The organism is Streptomyces sp. SS1-1 (assembly GCF_008973465.1).
Classification (GTDB): domain Bacteria; phylum Actinomycetota; class Actinomycetes; order Streptomycetales; family Streptomycetaceae; genus Streptomyces.
This window is the reverse complement of the sequence record NZ_WBXN01000004.1, coordinates 2,273,254-2,287,679: the sequence shown is the minus strand read 5'-3', so window position 1 is coordinate 2,287,679 and position 14,426 is coordinate 2,273,254. Positions and strand designations below refer to the sequence as shown.

At 69.9% G+C, this 14,426-nt stretch carries 17 protein-coding genes and 1 pseudogene; 10 read left to right on the top strand and 8 right to left on the bottom strand.

The window, feature by feature from the left end:
* Positions 1–30: 30 nt before the first annotated feature.
* Entirely contained in the window at positions 31–564 is a 534-nt protein-coding gene (locus F8R89_RS11635) for a GNAT family N-acetyltransferase (protein WP_151783912.1), read from the bottom strand.
* Between the two features lie 181 nt (positions 565–745).
* Here F8R89_RS11635 and F8R89_RS11630 point away from each other — a divergent pair, with 181 nt between their 5' ends.
* The 6 genes from F8R89_RS11630 to F8R89_RS11605 all read left to right on the top strand — a co-directional run bounded on the left by F8R89_RS11630 (position 746) and on the right by F8R89_RS11605 (position 7,320).
* Positions 746–1,543 (top strand): SCO2525 family SAM-dependent methyltransferase, encoded by a 798-nt coding sequence (locus F8R89_RS11630; protein WP_225994369.1) that lies wholly within the window; start codon positions 746–748, stop codon positions 1,541–1,543.
* Between the two features lie 72 nt (positions 1,544–1,615).
* Positions 1,616–3,466, top strand: coding sequence for an SCO2524 family protein (locus F8R89_RS11625; RefSeq protein WP_151783911.1), 1,851 nt, complete (start codon positions 1,616–1,618; stop codon positions 3,464–3,466).
* 3 nt (positions 3,467–3,469) lie between these two features.
* Complete coding sequence (locus F8R89_RS11620; RefSeq protein ID WP_151783910.1) at positions 3,470–4,387, top strand: SCO2523 family variant P-loop protein; 918 nt, start codon at positions 3,470–3,472, stop codon at positions 4,385–4,387.
* Positions 4,384–5,364, top strand: a complete 981-nt coding sequence (locus tag F8R89_RS11615) for an SCO2522 family protein (RefSeq protein ID WP_151783909.1) — start codon at positions 4,384–4,386, stop codon at positions 5,362–5,364. Before F8R89_RS11620 ends, F8R89_RS11615 begins: the two co-directional genes overlap by 4 nt.
* A gap of 1 nt (position 5,365) precedes the next feature.
* Positions 5,366–6,340 carry an SCO2521 family protein gene (locus F8R89_RS11610; protein ID WP_151783908.1) on the top strand — a complete coding sequence of 325 codons (975 nt, stop codon included), beginning with the start codon at positions 5,366–5,368 and terminating at the stop codon, positions 6,338–6,340.
* Between the two features lie 50 nt (positions 6,341–6,390).
* Complete coding sequence (locus tag F8R89_RS11605; protein ID WP_151783907.1) at positions 6,391–7,320, top strand: DUF6879 family protein; 930 nt, start codon at positions 6,391–6,393, stop codon at positions 7,318–7,320.
* Here the strand turns inward: F8R89_RS11605 and F8R89_RS11600 are convergent.
* Both F8R89_RS11600 and F8R89_RS11595 read right to left on the bottom strand, forming a co-directional pair.
* A complete protein-coding gene (locus F8R89_RS11600; protein WP_151783906.1) occupies positions 7,304–7,498 on the bottom strand; it encodes a DUF397 domain-containing protein in 195 nt (64 codons plus the stop codon). The genes F8R89_RS11605 and F8R89_RS11600 overlap by 17 nt on opposite strands.
* Positions 7,480–8,311 (bottom strand): annotated as a pseudogene (locus F8R89_RS11595) (helix-turn-helix domain-containing protein). The gene F8R89_RS11600 and the pseudogene F8R89_RS11595 overlap by 19 nt, the downstream one beginning before the upstream one ends.
* Positions 8,312–8,426: 115 nt before the next feature.
* Between F8R89_RS11595 and F8R89_RS11590 the strand changes: the two are divergent.
* The 4 genes from F8R89_RS11590 to F8R89_RS11575 all read left to right on the top strand — a co-directional run bounded on the left by F8R89_RS11590 (position 8,427) and on the right by F8R89_RS11575 (position 10,568).
* Positions 8,427–8,633, top strand: a complete 207-nt coding sequence (locus F8R89_RS11590; protein ID WP_151788077.1) for a hypothetical protein — start codon at positions 8,427–8,429, stop codon at positions 8,631–8,633.
* Entirely contained in the window at positions 8,630–8,845 is a 216-nt protein-coding gene (locus tag F8R89_RS11585; RefSeq protein WP_151783905.1) for a hypothetical protein, read from the top strand. The genes F8R89_RS11590 and F8R89_RS11585 overlap by 4 nt, the downstream gene beginning before the upstream one ends.
* A gap of 109 nt (positions 8,846–8,954) precedes the next feature.
* Positions 8,955–9,701, top strand: coding sequence for a DNA repair protein RecO (gene recO, locus F8R89_RS11580; protein ID WP_062669369.1), 747 nt, complete (start codon positions 8,955–8,957; stop codon positions 9,699–9,701).
* 27 nt (positions 9,702–9,728) lie between these two features.
* The gene (locus F8R89_RS11575; protein ID WP_151783904.1) at positions 9,729–10,568 is read left to right on the top strand and encodes an isoprenyl transferase; all 840 of its coding nucleotides are present in this window, start codon (positions 9,729–9,731) and stop codon (positions 10,566–10,568) included.
* Positions 10,569–10,630: 62 nt separating this feature from the next.
* Here the strand turns inward: F8R89_RS11575 and F8R89_RS11570 are convergent, their stop codons facing one another.
* From F8R89_RS11570 to F8R89_RS11550, 5 genes are all read right to left on the bottom strand, one after another.
* Positions 10,631–11,032: a hypothetical protein gene (locus F8R89_RS11570; RefSeq protein WP_151783903.1), complete on the bottom strand. Its 402-nt coding sequence runs from the start codon at positions 11,030–11,032 to the stop codon at positions 10,631–10,633.
* A 125-nt stretch (positions 11,033–11,157) separates the two neighbouring features.
* Positions 11,158–11,574, bottom strand: a complete 417-nt coding sequence (locus tag F8R89_RS11565; RefSeq protein WP_055620854.1) for a Fur family transcriptional regulator — start codon at positions 11,572–11,574, stop codon at positions 11,158–11,160.
* A gap of 60 nt (positions 11,575–11,634) precedes the next feature.
* Positions 11,635–12,537, bottom strand: a complete 903-nt coding sequence (locus tag F8R89_RS11560; RefSeq protein WP_151783902.1) for a metal ABC transporter permease — start codon at positions 12,535–12,537, stop codon at positions 11,635–11,637.
* On the bottom strand, positions 12,537–13,304 hold the full coding sequence (locus F8R89_RS11555) for a metal ABC transporter ATP-binding protein (protein ID WP_151783901.1): 768 nt from the start codon (positions 13,302–13,304) through the stop codon (positions 12,537–12,539). The genes F8R89_RS11560 and F8R89_RS11555 overlap by 1 nt, the downstream gene beginning before the upstream one ends.
* Positions 13,305–13,324: 20 nt before the next feature.
* Positions 13,325–14,293, bottom strand: a complete 969-nt coding sequence (locus F8R89_RS11550) for a metal ABC transporter substrate-binding protein (RefSeq protein ID WP_151783900.1) — start codon at positions 14,291–14,293, stop codon at positions 13,325–13,327.
* Positions 14,294–14,426: the final 133 nt, after the last annotated feature.

Below are 14,426 nucleotides of genomic sequence, written 5' to 3'. Positions count from 1 at the left end.
GTGGTTCCGCCTCGTTCCCGGAGGCCCTTCTCAGCCCGGCCCCATCTCCAGCACCATGATGAGCCGGTCCTCACCCGGCCCCAGGTAACCCCGGTGCACGCGGCCGTCCGTGGAGAAGCCCAGGGTGCGGTACAGCGTGATGGCCGCCGCGTTCGTCGGCTCCACGGTCAGCCGCACCTCGTGCACCCGCTCCCGGCGCAGCTGCCGCAGCACCTCCAGCATCAGCCGCTTGCCGAGGCCCCGGCCCCGCTGGTCGGCGCTCACGGCGAGGCTGAGGACCCAGCACACATAGCCGTCCGAGGTGGTCACGAACAGCACGTAGCCGTGCAGGCACTCCCCGTCGTCCAGGACGAGGATGCGGTCCCCGTGGACGTCGATGTGCTGCCGGAGGACGAAGTACGGGTACGGCTCCTCGGGGAAGACCTCCCGGTCCACGCGCAGCAGCTCGGGCAGATCGGCCTCGGTGACGCCCCGCATGGTCAGGGGCCGTTCGGCGCGGTCGGCGAAGAACGCCTGGTCGGTGTGGTGTCCCGAGAAAGGGAAACGTTCCTCCGGTAGCGCCATCAGCCGCCCCCTGTGTGATGGAATGCCGTCACTCGTGCAGGTGAGTACCCGTTGCCCGCCGTTTCAGGTGCTCACCGAGGTCCGCCCCATCTTGAGCAGCGCCGTTCCCGCTGGACAAGACCGCACTGTGCCTATGCCCCAACGCGCTCCCGATGCGCCTCCTTTTGGTACCGTTGGTGGAATGACCCAGAGATCGTCGGGGGGCGTCCAGGTGATGAATGCCGATGTGCCATGGGACGCGGCATTCGACTCGATCGCCTACCTTGATCACAATTACCGCGCCTTACAGGCGGAGGACGCGGAGATCCTGCACATCATCCGGGACCATTTCGGCGACCATTTCCGGAAGCAGGGCGTCGGACCGGTCAGCGGGATCGACGTGGGAGCGGGGGTGAACCTGTACCCGGCCCTGGCGATGCTGCCCTGGTGCGACGAGATCACCCTCTTCGAGCGCTCGGCGTCCAACGTGGACTATCTGACGAGCCAGATCGACGGCTACGACGAGACCTGGGACACCTTCTGGTCCGCCCTCTGCCGCAAGGACTGCTACCGCTCCCTGGACATGGACCCGCGTGAGCGCTTCCGCAAGGTCGTCCGGGTCGAGCAGGGCGACATCTTCGACCTCGGGCAGCACGAGGGACGCTGGTCCGTGGGCACCATGTTCTTCGTCGCCGAGTCGATGACCGCCGTGCACGACGAGTTCCGGCTCGGCGTCGAGAGATTCATGCGCGCCCTCGCCCCGGGCGCCCCCTTCGCCACGGCCTTCATGGAACATTCGAAGGGCTATCACGCGGGAGAGCATTTCTTCCCGGCGTGTGACGTGGGAGAATCCGAGGTGCGCGCGAGCCTCGAGGCATTCGCGGGTGACTTCAAGGTCCAACGACTCGAATCCGCGGCAGCCGTACGCGACGGATATTCGGGGATGATCGTCGCCTACGGCTGGCGCGCGAATTCGGATTCGGCCATTCCGGTCGGCTGATCGACGAGGCTTCACAACAGCACAGCGGTATTCCTCAAGTGATGGCAGTGCGGCCTGTGTGAGGGGCATGGGATGCAGATCAAGCCACGCCAGCATCTGCTGGACATCTGGCAGGCGATTGCCCGCCACTCTTTCGACGGGGGAGAGTGGCAATGGGGTGACTGGGGCAAGGAGAGCAGCGTCGCCGACGCCGAGCGGCTGCTCTGCCTGCTCTATCCCGCCACCGAGATCCCCGCCTTCCGGCTCGACGATCCCGACACCACACAGGAGGACGTCCAGCAGGTCCTGAAAAAGGCCGGAGGACGCCTGGACATCCCCGCCAACCTCGTGACCGCCGCGGCCGATTTCATGCGGACGCACACCGGTGAGGACAAGAGGCCCACCTTCGCGGGCGGCTACTACTTCGGCTCCGCGGACAAGAAGAGGGAACTCACCGAGGAACAGCGCCAAGTGGGCGTGGTCGACTCCTACTCCATGTCGATCACCCTGTGCCTCGCCCTGCTCGGTTTCCTCAAGGTCTACGAGACCAGGACCCGGCGCGGCGACATCAGGGAGACCATCGCCGAACTGCGCACCGCCACCAGCAACCGCCTCACCGCCGCCATGGTGAGCCTGCTGCGCTCCTTCGTCGTCAACGTCTTCGACACCGAGTCCTCCCAGGGCCGCACCCTCACCGAACTCCTCGGCCAGCAGCGGATGTCGCAGCGCCAGGTGCTGAACAAGTTCCAGACGCGCTTCCGTCCGCTGCGCGCGGCGATCAACGAGAGCGTGTTCCTCGGCATCGACGTCCAGGAAGGCCTCAAGGACGAGAACCAGCTCTTCGAGTGCGGCTTCTCCTGGACCATGGTCAAGGACGCCCCCGAGGTCGAGACCACCGAACCCATCGGGCCGCAGCCCGACGGCGTCGCCAACCCGGTGCCGTACCTGTACTTCACCGTGGTCGCCCTCGACGGCATCCAGGACCTGTTCTCCGACCGCACCCTCACCCTCGGCCTGCTCAACACCGAACAGCAGAGACTGGCCGAGTCGCTGCGCCTGCGATGGGAGCTGACCCAGCAGTACTGGTCCGGCATCGCCCGCTTCGACGCCGACCGCTGGCCCCTGGAGGACATCCCCTGGCGCACGACCGGACAGAAACTGGAGTCCGAGTACTTCTCCCTCTCCGTCGCCGCCATCCTCGTGCACGACCTCATGCGTCGCCGGGCCACCGACGACGACCTGACCCGCACCGTCGGCGTCATGGAGCGCCTCGCCGAACGCGGGCGCATCACCAGCCGCATGGTCCGCGACGACCCGATCGTCCACGAACTGCACAACGTCGGCGTCGCCCTGCCCCTCCAGGGCAGCGAACGCCTCGGCCCGCCCATGACCTGGGCCATGACGGACTTCTCCGCCCAGCTCCTCAAGCGGACCGTCCAGCTGTGCACCCTCTCCCGCAACCTGGCCTCCCACGACCGGCTGCTCCGCCTCGCCGAGGACGTCTTCGACCACGTGTGGCGCCGGCGCATCCGCGACGGCGAGGGCGTCGGCCTCTGGGACAACATCCACGCCGCCTACCCGGAGGCCGAGATCCACCAGCGGCGCGTCCCGGTGTCCTGGAGCATCACCGAGCGGGTCACCGAGGTCATGGTGCAGGCCAACGTCATGTACCGGCAGCCCCCGATCCGCAGCAACGAACTGACCGACCTGGCCCGGGCGCTGCTCAGCGAGTCCGCCCACCTGCTGGGCAACGAGCAGATGGAGCCCGCCCCCGCCGACGCCGGCCGGCACGGCATGCAGCTGCGCACCATCGAGGTCAAGCTGCGCCGCGCCCGCAGCCTCGTCGAGGAGCAGCCCGGCACCGCGTACGCCCTCACCCTCGACGTCCTCGGACAGCTCGACGCGCTCGCCCGCGCCCGTGAGGCCGCGGACCGGGGAGTGTGAGACGTGCTGATCTTCTCCGCCTCCGACAAGGGGGGCACCGGCCGCTCGGTGACGAGCGCCAACCTGGCCTACCACCGCGCCATGGCCGGTGACGACGTCTGCTACCTGGACTTCGACTTCGGCTCGCCGACCGCGGCGGCCGTCTTCGACGTGGCCGACGCCCGCCAGGCCACCGAGGACCACGGCCTGCACGCCTACCTGATAGGAGAGGTCGGCGAACCCGCCCGGATCGACGTCTGGGCCGAGACCGAGCACCAGGTGCTGCGCTTCCCGCCGCCCGGCTCCGGCCGGCTGGTGCTGATGCCCGGCGACGTCAGCGGCGGCGAGTTCGCCACCAGCGAGGACAACCTGCACCGCTGCGTCGACCTCCTGATGAACCTCTCCTACGAGTTCGACCTGGTCATCGTCGACCTCAGCGCCGGCCGCTCCTACGCCGTCGACATGGTCCTGGAGGCCACCGCACAGCCCGAGATGAGCGAGGTCACCGCCCGCTGGCTGGTCTTCCACCGCTGGACCCGCCAGCATGTCGCGGCCGCCGCGAGCCTGGTCTTCGGCAAGCGCGGCATCCTCGCCGGCGGCGTGGAACGCGGCCACGGCGAGGAGGAGCTGCGCAACGCCATCCGCTTCGTCCGGGCCGCCGTACCCGACCCCGAGTCGCCGCTGTGGTCCCAGGTCTCGCCCACCCAGTCGGCGTGGATGCGCAAGACCGACGGCGACCTCAAGCAGCTCGCCTCCACCCACGGCATCGGCTACAGCATGGTCCTCGGGTCCGTGCCGCTCGAACCGGTCCTGCAGTGGCGGGAGCAGCTCATCACCGACGAGGACGTGCTCGACAGCCAGATCGCCAACCAGGAGACCTGGCAGGCCCTCAGCCGCCTCGCCGAACGCCTGACCGACGACAAGTACTGGGAGCCGGCATGAGCGACGCCGTCTTCCAGGAGACCACCGCCCAGCCGCGCACCCAGTCCGTGCCGCTGGCCCATCTCTCCCTGGAGATCGGCCACCTCTACATGGAGGACTACGAGGCCGGTCCCAAGCGGCTGGGCGAGCACTTCGCGGAGGTCCGCGTCTGGGCGGACGCCGTACGGGCCTCCGCCGCCCGGCGCGGCAAGCGCCCCCGCATCAGCACCTGCTTCCTCATCGACGACTACTTCAGCCGCTTCTCCACCCCGGCCGAACTCGTCCCGATGATCCTCAAGGAGGCCGAGAAGGCGGGCCTGGTCATCGACTACCTGGCCCGCGAGTCGGCCTGCGCGACCGCCGACCGGATCGAGCTCGCCGAGTCCGTCATGCACCGCCTGGTCGAGTCGCCGCCGCCCGGCAGCCACGGCTCCCGCCCGCCCGTCAGCCGCACCGGCTGGCTGGCCAACGGCGAGCGCAGCCCCTCGACGTCCCGCAGCGCCCTCGGCGCGGTCAAGGGCTGGGAGCCGCCGCAGGAGACCGCCGCCCGCAACCACTCCATCTTCATGGACGTCGAGCTGTGGTCGGAGAAGGACGGCCGCCGTCTGTGGTCCTGCCCCTTCCTCGCCGCCGTGTGGCAGCTCGCCCGGCTCGGCCTGCTGCGGCACCTGGGCGAGCCGGTCCTGGTGCCCACCGTGTGGGAGGGCGCGGACTTCCCGCAGGAGTGGGACCGGCTGCCGCCGGTGGTCAAGCTCAGCGACACCAACGCGGCGTTCAGCGCCTACCGGACGTGCAGTCTCATGCCGAACCGCTTCGTCGCCGTCGAGGACGCCGTACGGCTGATCCTCGACCAGATAGACGTCGACGCGGGGGCGCTGCGGCAGGTCGCCGAGCGGTCCGCCGCCGAGGGGGTGCCGGTGCCCGCCGCCGTCGCCCAGCGCGCCACCTACGTCTTCTACGAGGAGCCCGGCGACTCCGCCGAGGCCGAGGAGACCTGAGATGACGGCGGCCCCGGTCCACCCGGCGCGTTCGGTCCTCGCCTGCGGCGAGGTCCGCACCTGTCTGCTGCCGTCGCTCCAGGCCCTCGACATCCGGGCCGCCGCCCAACTGCTCCGGCTCCGCGCCGACGAACCCGTACGGGTCTCCGAGCGGCCCTCCATGCACGCGCTGTCACCCGAGGTGCTGACCGGCGTGGACTGCCGGCTGCCCTCGTCCAACGGCAGCAAGGTCCGGGGCGTCGGCACGGTCGCCGCCCGCGCCGCGTTGACCGAGGGCCGGCTCCTGCAGGCGACCGCCTGGTTCAGCGTGCCGGCCACCGGACCCGACCTGCGCCGGCCCTGGGGGCAGTACCTGGTGCGGCCGGGCCTCGTCGAACCGTTCGGCAGGCTGCCCGAGCAGGCCACCGCGGACGGGGTGCTGCGCGGCGCCGGACGCGGTGAGCTCGACCTCGGGGTGATCGCCGAGGGGCTGCTGGCCCAACTGCGGCGGCACGCGCTGCTGGACCGCCGGGTGCCGTTCAAGTCCAGCCCGACCCGGCTGCGGTGGGTGGCCCGGCGGGGACCGGCGGGGGAGCGGGCCTCGCTGACGAGTTTCACGCTCGCCGAGGGCGGACTGCGCACGATGGAACTGCGCCTCCCGGCCGACGTCCCGGCCGTCTCCGCCGCCGGTCTTTGCGAGGATCTGGCCCTGCACGACTGGCTTTTGACGACCGTTCAGCACATGCTGGACAACAGCAGGGTCGGAGCGGCGGGCGGTCCGCCCGTGATCGAGACCCTGCAACCGGTCGTCGTCCACCTGCTGCATCTGTGGATGCCGCGGGCCCACGTGGACCCCGCGCTGGCCCATCTGTGGGACGTACTGGAGGAGCGGCCGGGATTCTCCCGTCAGTGGGAGAACCTGAGCCGGCGCATCAGGGACCGACTGGCCCTGCAGGCCGTGGCGGCGCCGCAGCAGGCGCTCAGCGACGCGCGCTGAGGGGAGTCACCGCAGCACAACCGGAACCCGACGGGGGATGACAGATGAGCATGACGTCATTAGGGAACGGGAACGGCGGCCGCAACCAGCCGCAGACGCAGAACGCCGGACGGAACAAAGTGCTGCTCAGAGTGCTGGTCGCGGGCGTCGTCGGCGCCGTGACCTTCCTCCTGAGCGGTCTGCTGAACCAGGAGGACGACAACCTGTGGGAGTGGACGATGTCCATCTCCCTCGGCTGCACGGTGCTGATCGTGCAGTACCTGGTCGACTTCGGGGAGCGGTTCGAGAAGGTCGACCAGGGCTTCGCCGAGATCCTCTCCGCCACCGAACTGTTCAGCCAGGTCGACGGATCGGTGCTGCGCTCCGAGGAGGTCACCCGGCTCGTCCTCGGCTACACCCGGGTCCGTGAGCGCGGCGGCGACATCATGCAGGCCTTCGCCGAGAAGGAACTCGGGCGCCTGGCACGGATGATGGAGGGGCTGGGCAGCGGCACCGCGGACTGCCCCGGCGAGAACCACGAGTGGCTGATCGACCTCACCGACTGCACCAAGATGACCCTGGACGCCACCAGCACTTCCGTGGACCGGGAGTTCTGGTACAGCGGGCCGGCCGAGCGGTATCTCGCGGCGCAGGAGAAGGCGATTCGCCGGCGGGGCGTGGAGATCCGGCGCCTGTTCATCGTCCGCACCGAGGACGAGGTCACCCCCGAGCTGCGGGCGCTGTGCGAGGACCACCGCAGGCGGGGCATCGACGCGCGGATCGCGGTGCGGTCGCTGATGGAGGCCAACCCGAGGGTGAGCGACTTCATCGTCTTCGACGGCGAGCTGTGCCACGAGACCAAGCCGGACCAGGAGAACAACCCGGACAGCACCCTGCTGAGCGCCGACCCGGACCACATCGAGGACCACATCACGCAGTTCACGGACCTGTGGGCGGAGGCGGAGCGCCAGCAGACGCCCCGGGTCACCTCAGAGACGTGAGGAAGCCCTCCCAGGCATGGGCGGGGAACAGCAGCACGGGACCGTCCGAGGCGAGCTTGGAGTCCCGGACGGGGACGGTGCCGGGGATGCCTGCGGCGGCTTCCAGGCAGTTGCCTCCATCGCCGTTGCTGTAGGTGCTCCGGTGCCAGTGAGCGCCGCTCAGGTCGTCCGTGTGCATCGTCTGAAGTCCTCAGCTGCCGACTCGATCAGGGCCAGGGACGCGTCCGGAGACAGCGCGGCGCCCCTGAGCAGATCGTAGGCGCGGCTCGCACGCTTCACCACCGCCGGGTCGTCCAGGACGCTGCCCGAAAAGGACGTCTCGGTATAGGCAGTTGGCGGTGCGTCGTCGAACTCCATGAGGCGCAGCGAGCCGTTGTTCGCGGCCGCTCCCGCGGCGAACGGCAGCACCTGGAGCAGCACCTTGCGGCCGCGCGCGGCCGCCGCCAGATGCTCCAGCGCCCGCGCCGCGACATCCGGGCCACCGACCGGCACGCGCAGCACCGTCTCGTGCACGATGGCGCAGTACTCGGGCCGTGTGGCGTCCTCCAGGATCGCCGACCGCTCGGCACGCGCCGCGACCCGCTCCTCCACGAGATCATCCGTCGCGAACGGCTGCGTCGCCACGACGAGCGCCCTCGTGTACGCCGGCGTCTGGAGGAGCCCCGGAACGAGGGAGGGTTCCCAGTCGCAGATCCGCGTCGCCAGCCTCTCCAGCTCCGCCGTCCTCGCGAAGTAATCCGCGTACCGCCGGTCCCTGATGAGCTTCTGCCAGAGGCGCTCGAAAATACCGTCGGTCTGCAGGGCGTCGTCAATCCTCTGAGCGATATCCAGCTGAGGCTTTCGAAATCGCCTGTTCGAACTGGCCGATGTATCCGCCCGACACGAAAACCCGCGCCCCCAGTTCCGACTGCGTAATACCGGCGTTCTCCCGGCGCCTCTTCAGCTCCGCCCCGAAGAACTCCCACGCCGCCTGACGTGAACCGTTGGCCATGGCAACCCCCCCCTGCCCTGCGGTGCACTTGTAGTGCACGGACTCCCGCCGAGTGTAGGCGCCACGGGTCACTATGGACCGGGGATGCGTGAAATCCGAATTCGAGGGGAGCAAGGTGACGGAACGGCACTCGGCGCACTGCGTCGAAGAAGCGGAGGAAGTGGTGAAGGAATTGCGGGCCGCGCTGGAGAAGGCAGGAATTACGCTCCCGACACTCCGGATCGATCCGGCGAGTCTCGCGCGTGAGGCGCCGCGCCCGCTCGTCGAATTGGGCCGTTGCCCGGTGGACACCGCGCGGCGTCTCGCGGCGGTGCTGCGGTGAAGCCGTCCATCGGGTTGTATGTCTATGACACTCATTCGGGTCGGATCGGCGTGGTGATGGGCCACGAGGGCCCGTACGTCCAGCTGCGGCCGCACGGCGGCGGCAGGGAGTGGGACGCCGACCCGGCGTCCGTGCGCCCCGCGACCCCGGCCGAGCGGCTGCGCGCGGCCACGGCGTACGCGAACGCCCGCAGCAGGGGCGAGGTCCCCTGAGAGGGTGCCCCCGGCACTCAGCGCCACCGCCCCGGCACCGTCCGCACCGGCGGGGCGGTGGGGACCCCGACCGCACCCGCCGGTCACCCGCGTACGCGACAATGAGGGCATGAGTCTGTTCCGCGACGACGGCATCGTGCTGCGCACCCAGAAGCTGGGTGAGGCGGACCGGATCATCACCCTGCTCACGCGCGGGCACGGGCGGGTGCGGGCCGTGGCGCGCGGCGTGCGGCGCACCAAGTCGAAGTTCGGGGCGCGGCTCGAACCGTTCTCCCATGTCGACGTGCAGTTCTTCGCGCGGGGGAGCGAGCTGATCGGGCGCGGGCTGCCGCTGTGCACACAGAGCGAGACCATCGCCCCGTACGGCGGCGGCATCGTCACCGACTACGCCCGGTACACCGCCGGGACGGCGATGCTGGAGACCGCCGAGCGGTTCACCGACCACGAGGGCGAGCCGGCCGTCCAGCAGTACCTGCTCCTGGTCGGGGCGCTGCGCACTCTCGCGCGCGGCGAGCACGAACCGCACCTCGTGCTCGACGCCTTCCTGCTGCGCTCCCTCGCCGTCAACGGGTACGCCCCGAGCTTCGGGGACTGTGCCAAATGCGGCATGCCGGGACCGAACCGCTTCTTCTCCGTGGCCTCGGGGGGCTCGGTCTGTGTCGACTGCCGGGTGCCCGGTAGCGTCGTACCGTCGCCGCAGACCCTGGACCTGCTGGGGGCGCTGCTCACCGGTGACTGGGAGACCGCGGACGCCTGTGAGCCGCGGTACGTCCGGGAGGGCAGCGGGCTGGTGTCCGCCTATCTGCACTGGCACCTGGAGCGCGGGCTGCGCTCGCTCCGGTACGTCGAGAAGTAGAAGTAGCCAAAGGGAGACGAGAAACACATGGCCGTGAGTGGGTTCCTGGGGCGCCGGCGCCGCGAGTACAGGACGCCGGAGCCGCACCCGTCCGGTGCCCGCCCGCCCAAGCTGCCGGGCGAGCTGGTCCCGAACCATGTGGCGATCGTCATGGACGGCAACGGCCGCTGGGCCAAGGAGCGGGGCCTGCCGCGCACGGAGGGCCACAAGGTGGGCGCGGAGCGCGTGCTGGACGTCCTCCAGGGCGCGATCGAGATGGGGGTCGGCGCGATCTCCCTGTACGCCTTCTCCACCGAGAACTGGAAGCGCTCGCCCGACGAGGTGCGCTTCCTGATGAACTTCAACCGGGACTTCATCCGCAAGACCCGTGACCAGCTCGACGAGCTGGGCGTGCGGGTGCGGTGGGTGGGCCGGATGCCCAAGCTGTGGAAGTCGGTCGCCCGGGAGCTGGAGATCTCCCAGGAGCAGACCAAGGACAACGACAGGCTGACCCTGTACTTCTGCATGAACTACGGCGGGCGGGCCGAGATCGCGGACGCCGCGCAGGCGCTCGCCGAGGACGTGCGGGCCGGGCGGCTCGACCCGTCCAAGGTCACCGAGAAGACCTTCGCGAGGTACCTGTACTACCCGGACATGCCGGACGTGGACCTGTTCCTGCGGCCCAGCGGCGAGCAGCGCACCTCCAACTACCTGCTGTGGCAGAGCGCGTACGCCGAGATGGTCTTCCAGGACGTGCTGTGGCCGGACTTCGACCGGCGTGACCTGTGGCGTGCCTGCCTGGAGTTCGCCTCCCGCGACCGCCGCTTCGGCGGCGCCATCCCGAACGAGGAACTGCTGGCCATGGAGGGCCGCCAGGAAGAGGGCTGACCTGACGGGAACGGCCCCCTTCCACCGAGGCGGAAGGGGGCCGTTCGCGGTTCCGCTGACCTTTAGTGGTCGTTGAGGAACGTGTAGTCCTTGCACTCGCCGTCGGGCGCCCGGCAGAACTTGAAGCCGATGCGGGTGTTCTCCGGCAGGTCGAACTTGCCGCCCATGCTGGCCTTGCGGGTGGCGGTGTTGCCCTCGCCGCCGACGGTGAACGAGTAGCGCGGACTGCCGCTCGGGCTGCCGATGTACACGTTCATCGTCACACCGCGGCCGTCGGCGTCGTTGTCCTTGATCGTGACGACGTCACCGTACTCGTTGAAGAAGCCGGTGCCGCTCCAGTCGACACCCGGCACGTTCCCCCAGGCATCCCCCGTGTGCATGGTGTGGTCCGCGGCCGCCGCCGAATTGGCGACGGCCAGCACCAGGGCGGCGCTCGCGGCGGTCACACCAGCGATACGTCCCATTCTCAAGTTGTACTCCCCTGTTTCCTGTGTGGCTCCTGTGGTCGCAGAAGCCATGACGATCATACAAACACATGATCGGAAACAGGTCACTTGGTTATGTGATCCGGACAACTGCCCGGCACGGCTCAGCAGTTGGCGGACGCGCAGTCCGCGCAGGTGCCGAAGATCTCCACCGTGTGCGCCACGTTCACATAGCCGTGCTCGGCGGCGATGGCGTCCGCCCACTTCTCCACCGCCGGGCCCTCGACCTCGACGGCCTTGCCGCAGACGCGGCAGACGAGGTGGTGGTGGTGCTCGCCGCTGGAGCAGCGGCGGTAGACGGACTCGCCCTCGGAGGTGCGCAGGACGTCGACCTCGCCGGCCTCGGCGAGGGACTGCAGGGTGCGGTAGACGGTGGTGAGCCCGACCGAGTCGCCCTTGTGCTTGAGCATGTCGTGCAGGTCCTGGGCGCTGCGGAACTCGTCGACCTCGTCGAGGGCTGCCGCCACGGCGGCGCGCTGCCGGGTGGCTCGGCCCTTCACGGGCGGTCCTGCCGTCGTCACCGTTGCCTCCTCACGTCTGCGCCTTGCCCGCGCCATTGTGCCAGCCTGACCTGTGCCCGGTCAGACGCCGACCTTGCCCGCGCCGTCCCCGCTGTCCGGAACCGCGCACTCCACAGGGTCCCCGGCCGGCTGCGCCGCCGCCAGGGCCCGAGCGCGTCGCCGGGCCAGCGGGGTCGCCAGCGCGGTCAGCACGATGAACGCGCCGATGGTCAGCAGCACGATCGTCGCGCCGGGCGGGACGTCCTGGTAGTACGAGGTGACCGTGCCCCCGATCGTCACGGTCACACCGATCGCCACGGCGATCGCGAAGGTCGCCGCGAAACTGCGGGACAGCTGCTGGGCGGCCGCCACCGGCACCACCATCAGCGCGCTCACCAGCAGCAGCCCGACCACCCGCATCGCGACCGTCACCGTCACGGCCGCCGTGACCGCCGTGAGCAGGTTCAGCGCCCGCACCGGCAGGCCCGTGACCCGCGCGAACTCCTCGTCCTGGCTGACCGCGAACAGCTGGCGGCGCAGCAGCACCGTGATGAGGACCACGAACGCCGCGAGGACGCATATGGCCGTCACGTCCGACTCGGACACCGTGGACAGCGATCCGAACAGGAACGACAGCAGGTTGGCGTTGGCCCCGCCGGGCGCCAGGTTGATCAGCAGCACACCGCCGGCCATGCCGCCGTAGAAGAGCATCGCCAGGGCGATGTCGCCGCGGGTCTTGCCGTACCAGCGGATCAGCTCCATGAGCACCGCGCCGAACACCGAGACCAGCGTCGCGGTCCACACCGGCGACCAGGACAGCAGGAAGCCCAGGCCGACGCCGGTCATGGCGACGTGGCCGATGCCGTCGCCCATGAGCGCCTGGCGGCGCTGCACGAGGTAGATCCCGATCGCCGGCGCGGTGATGCCCACCAGGATCGCGGCGAGCAGCGCCCGCCGCATGAAGTCGTAGTCCAGGAATTCCATCAGCTCAGCAGTCCCGTCCGGATCGGTTCGGCGTCGTGAGCCGCGTGCGGGTGGACGTGGTCATGGCCGGGCAGCGCGTGCTGGCCGACCGCCTTCGGGGGCGGGCCGTCGTGCAGGACGCAGCCGTCGCGCAGCACGACCGCCCGGTCGATCAGGGGCTCCAGCGGGCCCAGCTCGTGCAGGACGAGCAGGACCGTGGCACCGGCCGCGACCTGCTCGCGCAGGGTGTGGGCGAGGACCTCCTGGCTGGCCAGGTCGACGCCCGCCATGGGCTCGTCCATGATCAGCAGCTCCGGCTCGGCCGCCAGGGCGCGGGCGATGAGCACCCGCTGGTGCTGCCCGCCGGACAGCGCGTCGACGGAGTCCTTGGCGCGGTCCGCCATGCCGACGAGCTCCAGGGCGTTCGCGACGGCCGCCCGGTCGGCCTTGCGGAACAGGCCGAAGCGGGTGCGCGAGAGCCGGCCCGAGGAGACGATCTCGGCGACCGTGGCGGGCACGCCGCCCGCGGCCGTCGTGCGCTGCGGGACGTAGCCGACCCGCGCCCAGTCGCGGAAGCGGGACCGGGGGGTGCCGAACAGCTCGATCTCGCCGGCGCTGACCGGCACCTGGCCGATGACGGTGCGCACGGCCGTCGACTTGCCGGAGCCGTTGGCGCCGAGCAGGGCGACGACCTCGCCGCGGCGGACGCCGAGGTCGATGCCGCGCAGGACCGGGCGCGAGCCCAGCTCGGCGCGGACGCCGCGCAGCGAAATGACGGACTCGCTCATGCCGTCCTCCAGAGAGTGGGTCATCGGGCGCCCAGCGCCGTCTTCAGGGCCGTGAGGTTGGCCTCCATGACCGCGAAGTAGTCGTCGCCCCTGGACTTGCCGGTGATGCCCTCCAGCGGGTCGAGGATGTCCGTCCTCAGTCCCGCGTCACGGGCGAGCGTCTTCGCGGTCTTGCCGGACACCAGGGTCTCGTAGAACACGGTGGTCACCCCGTCCGCCCGGGCCTCGTCGCGCAGTTCCTTGATCCGGGCGGGGCTCGGCTCGCTCTCCGGGTCGACGCCGGAGATGGCCTCCTGGGTCAGGCCGTAGCGCTCGGCGAAGTAGCCGAAGGAGGCGTGGTTGGTGAAGAAGACCTTGGTCTTGGTGTTCTTCAGGCCGTCGCGGAACTCGGTGTCCAGCGCGTGCAGCCGGTCGACCAGCGCGTCGGTGTTCTTCCGGTAGTCGGCCGCGTGCTCCGGGTCGGCCTTCGCGAACGCGGTCCCGACGCCCTCGGCGACCTCCGCGTACTTCACGGGGTCGAGCCAGACGTGCGGGTCGAGGCGGTGCTCGTCCTCGTCGGAGTGCTCCTCGCCGGAGTGCCCCCCGCCGTGGTCGTGGTCGTGCTCGACGTCGCCGTGGTCCTCCAGCTTCGTGAGGTCCGCGGCGTCGATCTTCGTCTTCAGGCCCGCCTGTTCGATGGCCTCGTCGACGGACGGCTGGAGTCCGCTGAGGAACAGCGCCGCGTCGGACTCCTCCAGCTCGGCCCGCTGATGGAGGCTGAGCTCCAGCTCGTGCGGTTCCTGGCCAGGTTCGGTGAGCGTGGTGACGTGCACATGGTCCCCGCCGATCCGCTCGGCGAGGAACTGCATCGGATAGAACGACGCGACGACATCGAACTTCCCGCCGCCGGCCGCGGCGCTGTCCGTCGAGCAGGCGGACAGGGAGCCGATCCCGAGGAGGGCGACAGCCGCGAGGGCGGCCCCGGATATGTGAGGTCGTCGTACGTTCATGACACTCATTTTCAACTGCACTGGAAACCATTGTCAACAAGCGTGTTCGGGCGTCCACGGAGCGCTACCGATTTGATTGGAGGGCAGGCCCCGCCGGTACCCTGAAGCATTCGCTGTAGAAGCGCCTCGCTTC

Bases quoted from the DNA above. Each gene is read 5' to 3' on its own strand.
- F8R89_RS11635 (WP_151783912.1), bottom strand. From the start codon at position 564: ATGGCGCTACCGGAGGAACGTTTCCCTTTCTCGGGACACCACACCGAC.
- F8R89_RS11630 (WP_225994369.1), top strand. From the start codon at position 746: ATGACCCAGAGATCGTCGGGGGGCGTCCAGGTGATGAATGCCGATGTG.
- F8R89_RS11625 (WP_151783911.1), top strand. From the start codon at position 1,616: ATGCAGATCAAGCCACGCCAGCATCTGCTGGACATCTGGCAGGCGATT.
- F8R89_RS11615 (WP_151783909.1), top strand. From the start codon at position 4,384: ATGAGCGACGCCGTCTTCCAGGAGACCACCGCCCAGCCGCGCACCCAG.
- F8R89_RS11610 (WP_151783908.1), top strand. From the start codon at position 5,366: ATGACGGCGGCCCCGGTCCACCCGGCGCGTTCGGTCCTCGCCTGCGGC.
- F8R89_RS11605 (WP_151783907.1), top strand. From the start codon at position 6,391: ATGACGTCATTAGGGAACGGGAACGGCGGCCGCAACCAGCCGCAGACG.
- F8R89_RS11600 (WP_151783906.1), bottom strand. From the start codon at position 7,498: ATGCACACGGACGACCTGAGCGGCGCTCACTGGCACCGGAGCACCTAC.
- recO (WP_062669369.1), top strand. From the start codon at position 8,955: ATGAGTCTGTTCCGCGACGACGGCATCGTGCTGCGCACCCAGAAGCTG.
- F8R89_RS11575 (WP_151783904.1), top strand. From the start codon at position 9,729: ATGGCCGTGAGTGGGTTCCTGGGGCGCCGGCGCCGCGAGTACAGGACG.
- F8R89_RS11570 (WP_151783903.1), bottom strand. From the start codon at position 11,032: ATGGGACGTATCGCTGGTGTGACCGCCGCGAGCGCCGCCCTGGTGCTG.
- F8R89_RS11560 (WP_151783902.1), bottom strand. From the start codon at position 12,537: ATGGAATTCCTGGACTACGACTTCATGCGGCGGGCGCTGCTCGCCGCG.
- F8R89_RS11555 (WP_151783901.1), bottom strand. From the start codon at position 13,304: ATGAGCGAGTCCGTCATTTCGCTGCGCGGCGTCCGCGCCGAGCTGGGC.
- F8R89_RS11550 (WP_151783900.1), bottom strand. From the start codon at position 14,293: ATGAACGTACGACGACCTCACATATCCGGGGCCGCCCTCGCGGCTGTC.